Consider the following 16,088-nt stretch of genomic DNA (forward strand, 5'->3'; position numbering starts at 1 on the left):
TAGGAAACCCTTTTAGTTGAACTAAAGGGTTTTCTTTTTTGAGATTTCATGTAAAAAGGTTGTACGAAAGGCAAGTCTTCTTTTATTATTATTAAGTATGAAAAAAGGAGAATGACGAGATGAATTCAAATTTAGAAAAAGATATACTATCACGTCGTACTTTTGCCATTATCAGTCACCCTGATGCTGGGAAAACGACGATTACAGAAAAGCTTTTACTATTTGGTGGTGCCATTCGTGACGCAGGGACAGTAAAAGGGAAAAAAACAGGTAAGTATGCAACGTCTGACTGGATGGAAATTGAAAAGCAACGTGGGATTTCGGTTACTTCATCCGTAATGCAATTTGATTATAATGGTTCTCGTGTGAATATTTTGGATACCCCTGGTCACCAAGATTTCTCTGAGGACACATATCGTACATTAATGGCTGTGGATAGTGCTGTCATGGTAGTGGATGCTGCCAAAGGGATCGAGGCCCAAACATTAAAGCTATTTAAAGTTTGTAAAATGCGTGGTATCCCTATTTTTACATTTATCAACAAATTGGATCGTCAAGGGAAAGAGCCACTTGAGTTAATAGAAGAGCTTGAAGAAGTACTTGGCATAAACGCTTATCCTATGAACTGGCCAATCGGTATGGGGAAAGAGTTCCTTGGTATTTACGATCGTTATAATAAACGTATTGAGCAATTCCGCACAGATGAAGCTGAACGATTCTTACCAATTGACGACAATGGAGAGCTTGCTGTGGAGCATCCAATGAAAGTTACTTCTTATTATTCACAAGCAATGGATGATGTTTTACTGCTAGATGAAGCTGGAAATGCCTATTCTGAGGAAAAAATTCGTCGTGGAGAATTAACACCTGTATTTTTTGGTTCAGCATTAACAAACTTTGGTGTGCAAACGTTCCTTGAAACCTATTTACAATTTGCACCGACACCTCAGCCTAGAATTACCGAAGATGAGCAATTTATTGATCCTGTTGAACATGATGAGTTTTCAGGTTTCATTTTCAAAATTCAAGCCAATATGAATCCTGCCCACCGTGACCGCATTGCCTTTGTACGCATTGTTTCTGGTAAATTTGAGCGCGGAATGAATATGACATTAGCTCGTACAGGTAAGTCATTTAAAGTGACTCAATCTACACAATTCCTTGCAGATGATCGTGAGACCGTAGATGAAGCGGTTGCGGGAGATATTATTGGGTTATATGATACAGGAACTTACCAAATTGGGGACACTGTTGTAGGTGGCAAGAAAACATTCCAATTTGAAAAATTACCGCAGTTTACACCAGAGCTATTCGTACGTGTAACAGCGAAAAACGTAATGAAATCAAAGCAATTCCATAAAGGGATTTTACAATTGGTACAAGAGGGTGCTATTCAATATTATAAAACGCTGCATACAGAGGAAGTCATTCTTGGTGCAGTTGGTCAATTACAATTTGAAGTGTTTGAGCATCGTATGAAAAATGAATACAATGTGGAAGTAAGAATGGAGCCAATCGGTTCTAAAATTGCACGATGGATTGAAAACGAAGAGGATGTTAAAGAGTCCATGTCTTCTGGTCGATCTATGTTAGTGAAAGACCGCTTTGATAATCTTGTTTTCCTATTTGAAAATGAGTTTGCCATGCGCTGGTTTGCTGATAAAAACGAAAACATTAAACTTTATAGCCTTCTATAATTACCAAACACGAATCGACAATTTTGCGATTCGTGTTTTTTTGCAAGGAAAATTGACACTGTTTGTAGAATATAGACAGTATTAGGAAATATATTGCACGACGAACTAATTGAAGGGGGCTTAGCTCATTTATAAATCGGCTATCCTAGAAAGGAAGAGGTAGAAAAAGGAGTTTGTTTATATGAATATTAGTCATTTTTCCATTAAAAGACCCGTCTTTACAATTGTTACGATGCTTTTTGTCATCCTGTTAGGCGGTGTTTCCTTATTAAAAATACCGATTACGTTAATTCCAGAGTTAAATCCCCCCATAGGTGTTGTTGTCACTTCTTATCCTGGGGCAAGTCCAACAGAGGTGAATGAGAAGATAACGAAACCATTAGAGGCTACACTTGCCACCTTACCTGGCATAAAAAAACTACAGTCAACCTCACAAGAAGGCTCTAATTTAATTATGCTTGAGTTTAATTGGTCCACGAATATGGAAGATATCCAACTCGATATTTTACAGCGAATTGATATGACACCACTGCCAAATGATGCGGGCAAGCCTAGTTTTTTAAAGTTTGATCCGTCTCAATTTCCCATTATTCAACTATCATTACGTGCAGAAAATAATGATGTAGATGTACGTTTATTAGCAGAGGACTTAGAAAAAGAACTGCGACGGACAGAGGGTGTTGCAAGTGTAAATGTTTCTGGCAAGTTGATCGAGGAAGTTCAAATAATATTAGACGAAGCAAAGCTAGTGGAAAAAGGCTTAACACAAGCAGACATTATACAAATTATCCAAGCGAATAATGTATCTCTCCCTGGTGAACCTGTTTCAACAGATGATGGTAAGCTGTTAACAACACGTATTGTAAGTACATTATCGTCACCTGAAAGTATTGCAAGTTTGATCGTTTCAGTGAACCCGTTAACAGGTGAAGCGCTAACTGTGAGCGATCTTGCAACCGTAGAGAGGACAGAGCAACAATCTATTACGACAACTCGTGCAAATGAGCACCCAGCAGTCCTTATGTCCGTTTTACAGGAATCTGGCGCGAATACAGCAGAAGTTTCCAAAGCGTTTCAGCAAACATTAGATGAACTACTAAAGAAAGAGCAATATAAGGGAATCACGGCAGACATTCTTGTCGATCAAGGTAATTATGTAGATTTAGCTATTAATAACATTGGCTCTTCTTTAATTTTAGGTGGATTATTCGCGATGTTCATCCTATTTGTTTTTTTACGTAGTGTAAAGAGTCCAATCATTATTGGTATTGCTATTCCTTATTCGGTTATTGTGACATTTGTGTTGATGTTTTTTGCGGATTTTACCCTTAACATCATGACACTAGGTGCTCTTGCACTGGGCATTGGTATGCTAGTGGATAATGCCATTGTTGTTATTGAAAATATCGAAAGACATTTAGGGCTAGAAAAGGATCCTATCACAGCAGCGCAGGAAGGAACTAAGGAGGTTGCACTTGCTATTACAGCTTCCACGTTAACTACTATAGCCGTATTCATTCCTGTTATGTTTATCGAAGGATTGATTGGACAAATATTTACAGAATTCGCCCTAACGATTTCGTTCAGCCTAATCGCTTCTCTAGTAGTTGCGCTTACTGTCGTTCCAATGCTAGCAAGTCGTCTTTTAAAAATGAAAAATACCAATTTTTATGAGCAGCGCAGTAGCTCTAAATTTTACAACCATTATAAATCCTCTATTGTATGGGTATTACGGCATCGACTGCTAATTCTAATTTTCACGGTGATGTGCTTTGGTTTATCCTTATTTGGGCTGACAAGAATTGGTACAGAATTTTTACCACCTACCGATGAAGGATTCACATCTATAAGTGTCAATCTTGAAAAAGGTGTCGCTGTATCGGAAACAGAAAAGGTAGTGAAGCATATTGAGGAGCGCTTGAAGCAGGAAAAAGATGTGGATGTTTATGTTAGCTTAATTGGGGGTACGCAACAATCCCAAGCGCGTGGACAAACGAGCGCCAATCAAGCTGAAATGTATGTCAAACTAGTACCATTAGCAGAAAGGCAACGTTCCATTTTTGAATTTGTGGAAGAGCTGGAGCAAGATATAAAGGGAGAGCTTGGAGAGCAAGCTGATATTACATTTAATGTATCAACAGCAACGGGTTCGTCACCACATACATTAACGTTCCGATTAACAGACTCAGATGAACAAAGGCTACAGCACACTGTTAAAAAAGTGCAGCAAGAGCTACAAGCGATTCAAGAAGTAACAAAGGTTTCAACGGATCTAGACCAGACTGTGCCAGAGATTCAAATTGAGGTTGATCGAGAAAAAGCAAAAGACTACGGTTTTATCCCAGCACAAATTGCTCAAACCGTGAACCAAATGACAAAAGGACAATTAACGTCTCAACTACTTACTGAGGACGGCGCTGTATTACCCGTTTATACGGGTTTTGGACAGGTATTTAATACGAGTATAGATGCGCTAAAAGCCATGCAGCTTCGTTCTCCAGCAGGGTTGTTTGTGAAATTAGAGGACGTTGCTACTGTATCTATACAAGAGGGACCCGTGTCCATTCGTCGTTCTGATCAGGCAGCAGCAGTAGCCTTTTTTGTAGATTATGAAACAAAGGAATCATTGGGCGGCATTTCGGCAAAAGTAGATAAAGCATTGACCCAAGTTCATTTACCGCCTGCTACTCAAATTGTTTTTAGTGGGGATCGAGAGCTTTATGATAGTGCAATTGACGATATGCTATTAGCAGTTATGCTAGCAATCGTACTAGTTTATATTGTAATGGCTGCGCAATTTGAGTCATTTAAATATCCGTTTGTCATCATGTTTACAGTCCCATTAATGATCATCGGTGTGGCGATTGCTATGTTCGCAACACATACTTTAATCGGTGTGACGTCTGTCATCGGTATTTTAGTGCTTGTAGGGATTGTCGTGAACAATGGCATTGTGCTTGTCGATTATATTAACCAGCTAAAGGCGAAGGGCATGTCTGCTTATGAAGCTATTTTACTGGCTAGCCAAGATCGTCTTCGACCGATTTTAATGACAGCATTAACGACTATTTTAGGACTGTTTCCACTAGCGCTTGGTATTGGTGAAGGAACAGAGATGAACCAACCGATGGGGATTGCGGTTATTGGAGGCCTTGTCACCTCGACATTGCTAACATTGTACATTGTACCGATTATCTATAGTTTAGTGGATAAAGAAACAAGAAAGATGCGCTAGATTTCAAGGGGGAATAGGAGATGAACGTTCATTTTTTTACTGGATTTCCTGGTTTCATTTCAAGTCAACTCATTCGGACATTATTCCAAAAGAGACAGACACAACAAGTGATTGCGATTGTGTTGGCAGGTGAAACCATTAAGGCAGAGCAGGAAAAAAGCAAAATAATAGAAGCTTTCCCTGACTGTTCAATTCATATTGTAGAAGGCGATATTACGCTGCCAAATCTGGGTTTAGACGATCAAATAATCAGTGGAATTGTACCAAAAATAGAAGTGCTTTGGCATTTAGCCGCTATTTATGATTTAGCGGTACCACGTGATCTTGCATGGAAAGTGAATGTCCATGGTACAACAATGGTCAATGATTTTGTGCGCACCTTACCGAATTTAAAACGCTATATGTATTTTAGTACAGCCTATGTGGCAGGCACACGTGAAGGGATACTGCGTGAAAATGAACTCATTCGGCCTTCAGCATTTAAAAACTACTATGAGGAAACAAAATATGAGGCCGAGCTTCGAGTTGAAGATTTAAAATCAGAAATACCACTTACGATTATTAGACCTGGAATAGTGCGGGGGCATTCAATGACAGGTGAAACCATTAAATTTGATGGACCTTACTTCTTTTTAAATTTAGTAGAACGATTAAAGAGTTTACCCTTTATTCCATACATCGGCCGATCGACATCAACGATTAATGTCGTGCCCGTTGATTATATTTTAAATGCCTCAGTTTTTGTAGTGAATGAACAAGGTGCAGAAGGCAAGACACTTCATTTAACAGATCCTAATCCTCACCCTGTACAGGAAGTATACCGTACTATGGTGAAATTAATAACGAATGTCTATCCAAAGGGACGTTTCCCATTTATATTAGCAAAGCTATCGTTACAAGTTCCTTTTATTCGAAAAAAACTTGGAGTTGAACAAGAAACGCTAGATTACTTAACATGGAATGCCACATTTGACACAGCTGAAGCACAGCAAATTTTACAAAAAGGTGGTATTACATGCCCTGATTTTATACAGACTATGCCAAAAATGATTGCCTTTTATTTAGCACATAAGGAAGAGAAGAGCTATCAAATTCAGATTAAGTAAAAACAATATAGATATTTTTGTCAGTTGTAAATGATAGTGCTATAATGATGGAAAGAAGATACCTTCGACAATTTGTCAAAGGGGAGTAGCTAACAGGAATGATATGTCCTGGTTTCACATTCGTCAAGACATGGTTATGACCATCGGGTGTGATAGTGAATGGCTCTATACGTAATGACGTGTAGATTGATGTACCATAAAAGAAATAGGTACGAATTTACTTAGCGAGACCTTTGCCTGAATTAGGGCAGAGGCTTTTTTCTTTTGTACTTTAGATAAAATGGTCGTTTTAGGGATAGAGCTTAGAGGAGGCACTAGAATGGAAGCAATTATATTACAATACGGCTGGGTGTTAATTGTCCTTGTTGTATTAGAAGGATTACTTGCAGCTGATAATGCGGTAGTGATGGCTGTGATGGTCAAGCATTTACCACAAGAACAGCAAAAAAAGGCGTTATTTTATGGACTATTTGGAGCACTGATTTTCAGATTTTCCGCCTTATTTGTTATTACAGTATTGGTAAACTATTGGCAAATCCAAGCAGTCGGTGCGGCCTACCTATTGTTTATGTCTGCGAAAAATATATATGATTTGCGTAAACATAAAGATGATGAAGAGGAAACAGCTGAAAGGGCAGAGAAAAAGGGTTCTGGATTCTGGTTAACGGTTCTTAAGGTTGAAGCAGCAGATATTGCATTTGCTATTGATTCGATGTTGGCAGCCGTTGCGATCGCTGTAACTTTGCCTCACTTAGGAAATTTTGATATTGGTGGCATCAATGGAGGACAATTTATTGTCATGCTTCTTGGTGGATTTATCGGTGTCATTATGATGCGTTTTGCAGCACAATGGTTTGTTAAAGTATTGAACGATTATCCTTCACTTGAAACGGCAGCATTTCTTATCGTTGGTTGGGTCGGTGTGAAGCTCGTTGTCTTAACATTAGCTCATGAAAAAGTAGGGATATTACCTGTAGAGTTTCCCCATTCAACTGCCTGGGAATTAACATTCTGGATAGTCTTACTAGGCATTGCATTTGTGGGCTACCTAGTGGGAGTTCGTCATAAAAAAAATAATTAGTATCTAAATGGGAGGGATAGTTGTTACTATTTCTCTTTCTTTTTTTATGTATCTTTTCTATACTATTATCTATCTAGTTGGGCATCATATGTGGGAGGAGTTGTTAAAGTGCCTTGGAAAAAATCATCAAATAGACTTGTCACACCATTTCAGGTACTTGTTTCTTATTACTTTATAGCTATAGCGATTTCCTTCCTGTTATTACGACTTCCAGGCGTTCATCAAGAGGGCGTAAGAATTTCCTTTTTAGACAGCTTGTTTACAGCAGTAAGTGCAGTTAGTGTCACGGGCTTAACAACGATTACTATTTCGGAAACCTATACAACCTTTGGGCTTGTGATGATTCTTGTTATTTTACAGTTAGGGGCCATTGGTATTATGTCACTTGGTACCTTTGTGTGGCTGCTAGTAGGGAAAAAAATTGGGATGCGTGAGCGTCAATTAATTATGATTGACCATAACCAGTATAATTTGTCCGGTGTTGTGAAACTAATTCGTGAAATCATAAAGATTTTATTTGGCATTGAAGTTGCGGGTACGATTATTTTAACGCTACATTTCACCAATTATTTTGATACATTAGAAGAAGCCTTTTTGCATGGGATATTTGCTTCCATTTCTGCTACAACAAATGGTGGTTTCGATATAACTGGAATGAGCTTACTGCCATTTCATGATGATTACTTTGTACAAATGGTTACAATGGTACTGATCGTGTTAGGTGCTATCGGCTTCCCAGTATTAATCGAATTAAAAACGTTCTTGCTCAATCGACGTGAGAATTTTCGTTTTAGTTTATTTACTAAAATTACTACATCCACATACGCTATTTTATTTGTTGTAGGTGCACTTGTCATTTTACTTCTTGAATCTTTCCATTCCTTCAAGGAAATGTCCTGGCACGAGGCGCTATTTTCGGCGATGTTCCATTCAGTATCAACAAGATCGGCTGGATTGACAACATACGATGTTACGACATTTAGTGAAGCAACAGATATATTTATGAGTTTCCTTATGTTCATCGGTTCTTCGCCAAGCTCAGTTGGTGGAGGGATTCGCACAACTACTTTTGCCTTAGCTATTTTATTCTTAATTACTTTTGCTAGGGGAAGAGAAGATATTCAAGTATTTGGGCGAGAAATTCATTTAATAGATGTCTTTCGCTCATTCGTCGTTATTTTATTAGCATTTTTTATGGTGTTAATTGCTACACTTATCTTACTCATCACAGAGCCACAAGCATCACTGATTCAGATCATTTTTGAAATCACTTCAGCGTTCGGTACTTGTGGTATGTCGTTAGGAATCACCGAGGACTTATCTGTCATTGGTAAAATCATTATCATTATTTTAATGTTTATCGGTCGAGTAGGGTTAATTTCCTTCCTTTACACACTTGGTGGTGGGGGTAGAGGGAAAAAATCAAGCTTCCATTATCCAAAGGAACGCGTAATCATTGGGTAATTATAACGAAACGATGGTATATAAGGGCTTTGTAAGGGACAATCATTAGATTGCCCTTTTTTGCCCCCGAAAGTTCAATTTTCTAGATAATCACTGAATTTTTTGAGGGGACTTCTTTCATGTTCAGTGGTTACATGTAAATAGCTATTTGCAGTTATCTCTCTATTTTTGTGAGCAAGAATGGTACTAACATATCTACATCAGCTTCTTACTTCATAACTGAGAGTGTGTATGCATCTTGAAATACTCATGCTAACTAGGGAGCATAACACATTACTATTAATATGATTCTAAAAAAATAATTACCCTATTTTGACCAATCAATACTAATATCTAGTTTCTAAATATTGGTATATTATAATAGTTTAAAGTAAAAGATTATTTTATGAATAAAACGAATTTACTGGTAAATATTATAAGTATAGTAAATGACTTTCTTCTATTATATATAGATAAAAAGAAGTAATTTGTCGAAAGTTGTCATTACAGGTGTATATACATAAGGGAATACCCTTTGTTCGCGTCCCCTATCAAAAGTTAATTTTAAGGAATTAAAAAGTAATTGCCTTAATATAGGTAGTTCAAATACAATAAAAAACACATAAAAAGGCTACACGAATAAATGCGTAATAATGGGGAATGTTTTAGAAGAAAATGATACTTAATAAAGAACATTCCTGCGTATTTTTCATTAAAAAAGGTGAAAAATACGAAATTGTCATACAATTTTCAAAAAATTTAAAATTGTTTTTCCCGCATTTTTAAAATTTTTGTGGGTATTATTTACAAAATAGAACTAGCTTGTCTTTAAGGCATTTGCCCTAAACTTTTGGAGGGAGGCTATGAATACTTGACTAACTCATTTAGTTAGTCGAAGAAAGTACATATACAGTCATGTTATTTTTGTGAAAAGGATTTAAGAATTGTTTAAGAAAGAAAAAAACTAGTCCTGACTGTTAGCACAGGACTAGCTTTTATTATTAACTAGAGTGGATAGATGCAAAATATGGTTGCTGACCGTGACGGAAATAGGTTAACAGATAGCCATTTTTTTGTACAATTTTGCCATTTAGGAAATTGTGATAGTCAAGGCCATGAGGGATAATCAGTGTATGCTTAAACAACTCTTTCTCAGATAGCTTAAAGCTAGCAAATTCCTCGCCAGCGATAGTAGGATCTTCGCGTAATGCTTGATAAAGGGCTTTTTGTTGCTCTTCTGTTGGGCGTTCATTCCACCACAGCTTACGTGGTTGGAACTGCTGTGCCATTAGATAATCAAGCTGCATGAGACTCTGGATAATATTTAAATTCACGCCCTCCACAGTTTCTAAAAACATTAATAAACGGCGGAATAAATCTTCCAACTGATGGCCAATACGAGACCAACCTTTTGTTTCCCAATACGTCCCAAAGTTTTGGAAAAAATCAAATGGTGTGTCAAAGACCTCAGTAACTAAGTATTCAATCGTATGATCCATCCGATGGTCATTCCAATACTTCTCAAGAACATCCTCTGCATGTTTAATGCGTACGATATCATCAAAGGTTAGCACATTATTTGAAAAGATTTCGTAAGGAGAGACATCCACATAGGTATAACCAAACTTTTCCGCTTCTAATCGAAGGCCTGTACCACGTAAAAGCTTTAAAAATCCTAGCTGTAACTCTTCTGGTCTCATCGCAAAAACGTCATTAAACGTTTGACGGAAGCTTGCGTAATCTTCCTCTGGTAGACCAGCAATTAAATCTAAATGTTGATCTATTTTTCCGCCATCCTTCACCATTGTTACTGTTCGTTTTAGCTTTTCAAAGTTTTGACGACGTTTCACGAGTGTATTGGTTAAATCGTTTGTAGATTGTACGCCAATTTCGAAACGGAACAAACCTTTTGGTGCATTGTCATTTAAGAATTGAATCACCTCAGGGCGCATAATATCTGCAGTAATCTCAAATTGGAATACAACACCAGGTTTATGTTCATCAATTAAAAACTGGAACATTTCCATTGCATAGCTACGGCTAATATTGAAGGTACGATCCACGAATTTAATTGTCCGAGCTCCGTTATCCATTAAAAAACGAATATCTTCTTTTATTTTTTCACGGTTAAAGTATCGTACACCTACTTCAATAGAAGATAAACAAAATTGGCAACTAAATGGGCAGCCTCTACTTGTTTCGATATACTGAATGCGTTTACCTAAATGGGGAAGATCCTCCTCAAAGCGGAATGGACTTGGTAATTCACGCAAATCAATTTTAGGTGGCATAGCGTGAATTTTGACTTTTCCATCCTCTAAATAACAAATGCCTGGAACATCCTCTAACAAAATTTCACCGTGGAAATAGCGTAATAATTGTTTGAAAGAAGTTTCTCCTTCGCCCATGACAATAAAATCTACCTCGGGTATTTGACGTAACCAATGATGAGAATCGTAAGAAACCTCAGGACCTCCTAGCAAAATTTTAACATTTGGACAGACAGTCTTTAACATTTTTATAACGTGAATGGTTTCTTCTATATTCCAGATGTAGCAACTAAATCCAACAATATCAGGTTTTTTTTGGAATAAATCTGATACAATATTAAAAGCAGGATCCTTAATAGTGTACTCTGCTATAATTGGATTAAATTCTGGTAAAGCGGCGCCTTTAAGATAGCGCAATGCTAAATTTGTGTGAATATACTTTGCATTTAAAGTAGTTAAAATAGTATTCATGCAATAATCTTCCTTTCAACATCTTATTGTATCAGTCAAGTATCTGACATACAATATAATTCTTTTTACCTATTTATTTTGTGAACGGTTCGTGAAATAATTTAAAATACTTAAATTTACTAAATTTTGTAATAATAGAATCGTGCTGTCATAAAGTATAGTAAAGGCTCAAAATTCGATTTAGAGGTTTTTTACTCTTTTGAAAGGTTCGGTGAGAAAGTTGAAGCAAAATGATATTAATCAATGTTTTGGAAATCTTATGAAAAGTACTTCGTCACCAACACTTATACTCAATAAAGCAGGGAAAATTTTGAACGTTAATGAGGCTGCTATTAAACGTTTTAATCTTAATTTAACGTATATTGGCTATTTAGCTATGGACGAGCCATCTAATTTTAAATGGACTAAATTCGTCAAACAATTACAAAATGATTTACGTTCAGAAGAAATTTTTAATATTCGTACAACTGGAAACGACTATGAAATGCTGTCTTTTAAATGTTTTTATGATCCTAATACAGAAGAAATTGTTGCGCAAATTTCTACACTAAATGATGATGTTGCTCATAAATTATACATGAGTCAGGCGCATGAAAGATCACAATCTTTTAATGCATACGATTATTTACCTTATGCTGTTATTGTAAGTGATGCTAGCGGTATTATTCTTGGGCTTAATAAGTATGCGGAAATGTTTCTGAAAGTTGAAAATTCGCAGTTGCTCCATAAAGCACATCAACATATATTCGATTCATTTACATTGAAAAAGGGACAAATTACATCATACTTGTCTAAGCTGATGGGTGACAAGCATGCAAGTATTCATGTAGTCGATGAAACACAAGTAAGCAGAACTTGCTATTATGAAATTTCCAGTATTTTCGATGAATACAATAATATTATTGTCACGGTTATCAATGATGAAACAGAGAAAAAACAACTTCAGCATAAAGTCGAGCATCAGCAAGCATTAAATGTTGTGGGACAGATGGCTGCAAGTATTGCGCATGAAATTCGTAACCCATTAACTTCTTTAAAGGGATTTACTGAATTATTAAAGTTAAATGCTGATGATGAATCACGCATGTATCTCTCTGTTATTGACAGTGAGCTTCAACGGATGGAACAAATTTTATCCGAGCTTTTAGTGTTGTCTAAGCCAACGACGATGAAAGTTGAATTATTAGAACTGGATCATATTGTAAAGCAAGTCATTGAGTTTATGCTACCAGATGCACTCATGAAAAATATTATGATTCAGTACATTTCTCCTTCTAACCAAATTTATATCGGTGGCAACGAGAATCGCTTAAAGCAGGTGTTAATGAACCTAATTAAAAATGCAATGGAATCCATGAATAATGGTGGCACGATTACAGTTGAAATGGCGACAAATGACTGTGCGATTGTCGAGCTTATGATTAAAGATGAAGGGGTTGGCATGGACAGCACGACACTTCAAAACCTATTCCAGCCTTTTTACACGACAAAATCAACAGGGACAGGACTGGGCCTTGCTTTCGTGAAAAAGGTGATTGAAGAACATGATGGGGTAATAGGCGTTAATAGTGAACTACAGAAGGGGACATGCTTCCATCTGCAGTTCCCAATTTACACATTTAATCAACTTGATACATTGGAAGTATCCTCAAAAGATTCTGCTTATTTAGTAACGTAAATAGAGTAAAAATGGTGAGATAATTCACAATAAAACCTTCTAAATCATATAATGCTTTTGACAATGCTTTTCTAATATCGCTATAATGTCATATAAAGAGCGAAGTGAGAGGAAAAGAATATGAAGTCAGAAGATCTAAAACAATCTTTAAAATTATATATTGTACTATCGCGTGCATTGAAAGCGATCAATGAGACAACACATCAATTATTTCAGGATAATGGTTTAAACCCAACTGAATTTGCTGTTCTAGAGCTTCTTTACCATAAAGGGAGACAACCTTTACAGCAAATAGGCAATAAAATTTTGCTCGCTAGTGGGTCTATTACGTATGTCATTGATAAGCTTGAAAAGAGAGGCTATTTATTACGTGTTTCTTGTCCTTCAGATCGTCGTGTGACATATGCAGAAATCACTGGAGAAGGTGAAGCCTTTATGGCAGAGCTATTCCCAAAACACGAGCAGCATTTGCATGAATTAATGAGTGTGCTATCACCGCAAGAAAAGGAACAAGCAATTACGTTATTAAAGAAAATAGGCCTTTCTATTAAGGATTTATCTTATTAAAAAAGTTGTCTCATTGATTTGAGACAACTTTTTTATAATGGAAATAAAAGGACGATAGACAATGTCTATCGTCCTTATTGTCTTACTATTTTTTAGAGATAGTGGCTGCCATATTAAGCATAGCATCTGTTAAATCTTGTTTATCGTTATCGTGAATTGTTAATTTTGTAATGAGACCATCTTTTTCAAAAACAACCCCAATAACTTTCTCTGTGTCAAAGTCTACGACATAACCCTCGATATGTTGAACATTTTTAAATGCTGCTAATTCTTCAGTAGTTAAAGCTACTGTTTCGCCTACAGCATTCATATAATCTTGCATAGTTGTTTTCACTTCATCAAAGCTTGATTGTGATGCTTCAATTGTTTCAATACGCATAAACACTTCGTCATCATCATTAGATACTAACATATCTTTACCTGGTTCTTCCTGTGTCATTGTAAATCCTGGAAGCTGTTGTAGCTTGTAGGTTTGATTGACACTTTCAGACTGAGTGGCTGTTTCCGTTTTATTTTCGCCTTTTTGTACGTATTTCACATCTTGTTGTGGCTGTTTAGAAGTATCCTCTGTATTTGTATCATCTGATGCAGGAGTTTCCTCTTCTTCTTGTGATTCGCCTGCAGTTTCATCTCCAGATGGTTTTTGATCAACACCAGTATTGGATGGCTCATTTTGTTGAGCATCTGAATCCCCTGTTTTATCAGAGGTATTACAACCTACAACTAATACGGCTGTTAGTACTAATGCAAGAATTGAAAATAATTTTTTTTGCATAAAAAACCCTCCTTTTCTAAATTAAACGTTTGTAAAGATAAAATGTTTCCAAAATTAAATGTTATGATGTTAAAGGCAACACTAAAAATAATAATAGTACAAAAACGACATGAGCTACAATAACAAGTGGCATACTTTTTTTCCACTCATAGATGAAGCCCCAAATAATACTTGCCAAAAGTACAGCTATAACACCAAGTATAAAACCACTTAGAGCAATTGTTATCGCACACAGTATGGCAGTTACTATAACAGCCAACGATGGACGCATAAAGCGTTTTAACTGCTGTTGGATATAACCACGCCAAAATAGTTCTTCACCTATGGCAACGATGAATACGAGTAAAACATAGTGCCAAATATTTTGTGGTCCATAGTTTGTTAAAAACTTTTGAACGGATTGTACTAAATTATTATTAATATATGGAGCGAGCCAGTAACCAAAGCGAATGATACCATATGTGATGGTACCGTATCCAATACCAAAGAGTAAAAATTGCCATGTAGGTAATTTATCTTCAATGGAGCCAGCTAAGATGGCGATGGCAATACATACTAATAAAGTAAATGCATACATGTACCAAAATACTGCTTGGTTAGCAAAGGTAAAAGCAAGCATGCCATAAACGAATAATAAAGAAAGGAGAAATAGTAGTGTTTGTTTCGAATTTGTTAGCATATTCGACCTCCATACTTTAATTTTATCAAAAAAATAGCCCCTTATCATCTATAAAGACAAATAGGGACTATTCGGACTATTAAGCTTCATTAGTATATAAAATTTTATAACGTTTATGATTGACGACCGTTTTCTCTTCAATCTCAAGGGAATCAAAATTCTCCATATATGTTAAATTAACAATCACCGAATTTTCATTTACCTTTTCGACAATACCTTGTAGACCATTTTTAAACTCGATAATATTTCCAACTTCAGCTATTTTCACAGACAGTCAGCTCCTTCATCGACTAATAATATACAGTTTGCATGAAAATTTGGGAAACGTAAAGCTTTTTTTAAATAATTCATAATTTATTACACAAAAGATGAAAAGAGAGGTATAAAATAAATGGAAAAATACGAAAATATGCTTAAACAATTACAAAACGGGGAAATAGAAAGTATTGAAATTCAAAAGGAAGATTTTTATGAATTTCGCGAAATACTTGTAAAGCATCCTTTATTTAAACATTATAGGGGTGAGGCCAAACAAAATGGACGGATTATATATACTTATACTGAACTTCCGAGAAGTTAAAATTTGTCGAACATTGTCGTAAGTTAATGCTGTAAGAAATAAAATATAAATGTATAATAATGGTATGATTATTTGTGTGTGGAGGGTTGTATGAATGGTCAATCTACTCTTGAAACAAATGGAACAAACTCGTGAGATGATGATTCGCTCAGGTGTAGAAAACGGGTTACAAAATGCAAAAACCATTCAACTGAGTCGCAGATTAGATCAGTTAATGAACACTTATTATAGACAGATGGCATTTGAGGAAGAAAAAGACCAAGAAAACTAAAAAGATTGTTCCAGTATTCAGAGTAAAAACATTTTAACATATATGTTTAAAATGCATTTCAATGGGGAATAACTTACTATGAACACAGCAACATTCTCATTTCCCCCTTTAGAGCAGTGATCCCCCAATCACTTGCTCTCTTTTTTTTCGCTTATTCGGTATATATGTCATACATAAAAAATTTAGTACAAGTTATGGGAAGAGTTTGAATTATATGTTTCCTTCACCTAAACTG

13 protein-coding genes are annotated in these 16,088 nt (G+C 36.1%); 9 read left to right on the forward strand and 4 right to left on the reverse strand.

Annotation, left to right across the window (positions count from 1 at the left end; genetic code table 11):
- Nucleotides 1-119 precede the first annotated feature (119 nt).
- From MHI04_RS03800 to MHI04_RS03820, 5 genes are all read left to right on the forward strand, one after another.
- Complete coding sequence (locus tag MHI04_RS03800; protein ID WP_058845183.1) at nt 120-1,697, forward strand: peptide chain release factor 3; 1,578 nt, start codon at nt 120-122, stop codon at nt 1,695-1,697.
- Between the two features lie 181 nt (nt 1,698-1,878).
- Entirely contained in the window at nt 1,879-4,932 is a 3,054-nt protein-coding gene (locus MHI04_RS03805; RefSeq protein ID WP_058845182.1) for an efflux RND transporter permease subunit, read from the forward strand.
- Between the two features lie 20 nt (nt 4,933-4,952).
- Nucleotides 4,953-6,038 (forward strand): SDR family oxidoreductase, encoded by a 1,086-nt coding sequence (locus MHI04_RS03810; protein ID WP_330493430.1) that lies wholly within the window; start codon nt 4,953-4,955, stop codon nt 6,036-6,038.
- A gap of 319 nt (nt 6,039-6,357) precedes the next feature.
- On the forward strand, nt 6,358-7,119 hold the full coding sequence (locus tag MHI04_RS03815; RefSeq protein WP_036125867.1) for a TerC family protein: 762 nt from the start codon (nt 6,358-6,360) through the stop codon (nt 7,117-7,119).
- Nucleotides 7,120-7,227: 108 nt separating this feature from the next.
- The gene (locus tag MHI04_RS03820; RefSeq protein WP_036125865.1) at nt 7,228-8,583 is read left to right on the forward strand and encodes a potassium transporter TrkG; all 1,356 of its coding nucleotides are present in this window, start codon (nt 7,228-7,230) and stop codon (nt 8,581-8,583) included.
- Nucleotides 8,584-9,563: 980 nt separating this feature from the next.
- Here MHI04_RS03820 and MHI04_RS03825 read toward each other — a convergent pair.
- Entirely contained in the window at nt 9,564-11,303 is a 1,740-nt protein-coding gene (locus MHI04_RS03825; protein WP_036125863.1) for a radical SAM protein, read from the reverse strand.
- A gap of 310 nt (nt 11,304-11,613) precedes the next feature.
- Between MHI04_RS03825 and MHI04_RS03830 the strand changes: the two genes are divergently transcribed.
- Nucleotides 11,614-12,981, forward strand: a complete 1,368-nt coding sequence (locus MHI04_RS03830; RefSeq protein WP_244504793.1) for an ATP-binding protein — start codon at nt 11,614-11,616, stop codon at nt 12,979-12,981.
- A 120-nt stretch (nt 12,982-13,101) separates the two neighbouring features.
- Nucleotides 13,102-13,548 carry a MarR family transcriptional regulator gene (locus MHI04_RS03835; RefSeq protein ID WP_036125858.1) on the forward strand — a complete coding sequence of 149 codons (447 nt, stop codon included), beginning with the start codon at nt 13,102-13,104 and terminating at the stop codon, nt 13,546-13,548.
- Nucleotides 13,549-13,633: 85 nt separating this feature from the next.
- On the opposite strand, the gene MHI04_RS03840 is transcribed toward MHI04_RS03835, so the two are convergent.
- The 3 genes from MHI04_RS03840 to MHI04_RS03850 form a co-directional block, all read right to left on the reverse strand.
- On the reverse strand, nt 13,634-14,323 hold the full coding sequence (locus MHI04_RS03840) for a hypothetical protein (RefSeq protein WP_058845178.1): 690 nt from the start codon (nt 14,321-14,323) through the stop codon (nt 13,634-13,636).
- 61 nt (nt 14,324-14,384) lie between these two features.
- On the reverse strand, nt 14,385-15,002 hold the full coding sequence (locus MHI04_RS03845; protein WP_342535355.1) for a CPBP family intramembrane glutamic endopeptidase: 618 nt from the start codon (nt 15,000-15,002) through the stop codon (nt 14,385-14,387).
- Between the two features lie 79 nt (nt 15,003-15,081).
- The gene (locus MHI04_RS03850; RefSeq protein ID WP_004224583.1) at nt 15,082-15,270 is read right to left on the reverse strand and encodes a DUF2187 family protein; all 189 of its coding nucleotides are present in this window, start codon (nt 15,268-15,270) and stop codon (nt 15,082-15,084) included.
- A gap of 123 nt (nt 15,271-15,393) precedes the next feature.
- On the opposite strand from MHI04_RS03850, the gene MHI04_RS03855 reads away from it, so the two are divergent.
- Both MHI04_RS03855 and MHI04_RS03860 read left to right on the forward strand, forming a co-directional pair.
- Nucleotides 15,394-15,582 (forward strand): hypothetical protein, encoded by a 189-nt coding sequence (locus MHI04_RS03855; protein ID WP_036125841.1) that lies wholly within the window; start codon nt 15,394-15,396, stop codon nt 15,580-15,582.
- A gap of 94 nt (nt 15,583-15,676) precedes the next feature.
- On the forward strand, nt 15,677-15,853 hold the full coding sequence (locus MHI04_RS03860) for an aspartyl-phosphate phosphatase Spo0E family protein (RefSeq protein WP_080717115.1): 177 nt from the start codon (nt 15,677-15,679) through the stop codon (nt 15,851-15,853).
- The last annotated feature ends 235 nt before the right edge of the window (nt 15,854-16,088 follow it).

The organism is Lysinibacillus sp. FSL K6-1151 (assembly GCF_038630755.1).
Lineage (GTDB): Bacteria > Bacillota > Bacilli > Bacillales_A > Planococcaceae > Lysinibacillus > Lysinibacillus fusiformis_D.